Raw genomic sequence first — 951 nt, forward strand, 5'->3', positions numbered from 1 at the left:
TACCCCCTTTTCTGCCTCGATCGCTGTCAGCGAGGTGAGGATCTCCGCACGGCGTTGGTCGGCTACCAATGCCCGGTCCCCGGCTCGCCCTTGAACGGGCCGACCAGCTCGTCGGTGATCCAGCCGCCGTAGAAGCCACCGGCCTGAGCGCGCACGGTCTCGCCAGCAACTGCGCAGCGCAGCAGACTCGGATAGGCGGCAAACCAGCCAGCGATGACGCTTGCCTCGCCTTCCGGCTGCGGATAGCGCCAGAGCGCGTTGCTGATCCAACCCGCGCTACCCTCGACATCAAAGTACTCCGCCTCCCCCTTCCATTCGCAGAAGGTGCGGCGCGTGCTGGGCCGCAGCCGGGCTTGATCCACCGCTTCCGGTGGCAGATAGAACGCCGGCGGGCTGCCGGTTTCTAATACCCGGATGGCGCGCTCGGTGCGAGCGATCCGCTGTTCACCCGCAGAGACCTCAACCAAGCGCTGGTCCGGCACATAGGCCGGAGGGCGAGGATAATCCCAGACCGATTCCTGCCCTTCAGCAGGGACGACAGCAAACGGCGGCCGCTGCTGGCCGCGATAGGTCCAGGCGTTGCGGGCGCGCTCAAGATCCTGTGGGTTCATACGATTTAGCCGCTCTCAGTTGGGTCGATGGTTACCAGGGCTCGTTGGCCGGGCGCAGATCCAGCTCGAAGGTCCAAGCATCCTTTGGCTGACGATGCAGCCAGAGCAACGTCTCGGCGATATGCTCGGGCTTGATCAAGCCCTGCTCACCCCGCGCTGCCGCCATCTCCGGCATCTGTTCATGCACCCGTGGGACATCGATGATGCCGTCGATGATCAGGTGTGCGACATGAATCCCTTGCGGGCCAACCTCGCGTGCCAGACTGCCTGCCAGTGCTCTCAGGCCATGCTTGGCCGCAGCAAAGGCGGAAAAGCCAGCGCTCTGTTTGACCGAGGCGGT

Annotated in this window: 2 protein-coding genes; both read right to left on the bottom strand. The window is 64.6% G+C overall.

Annotation, left to right across the window (positions count from 1 at the left end; translation table 11 throughout):
• Positions 1 to 62 precede the first annotated feature (62 nt).
• Positions 63 to 611 (bottom strand): DUF427 domain-containing protein, encoded by a 549-nt coding sequence (locus tag CKO42_RS26715; RefSeq protein WP_200252756.1) that lies wholly within the window; start codon positions 609 to 611, stop codon positions 63 to 65.
• Between the two features lie 31 nt (positions 612 to 642).
• Positions 643 to 951: SDR family oxidoreductase (locus CKO42_RS26720; RefSeq protein ID WP_200252759.1), on the bottom strand; the 309-nt coding region annotated here is incomplete at its 5' end.

This window comes from Lamprobacter modestohalophilus (genome assembly GCF_016583905.1).
Lineage (GTDB): Bacteria > Pseudomonadota > Gammaproteobacteria > Chromatiales > Chromatiaceae > Lamprobacter > Lamprobacter modestohalophilus.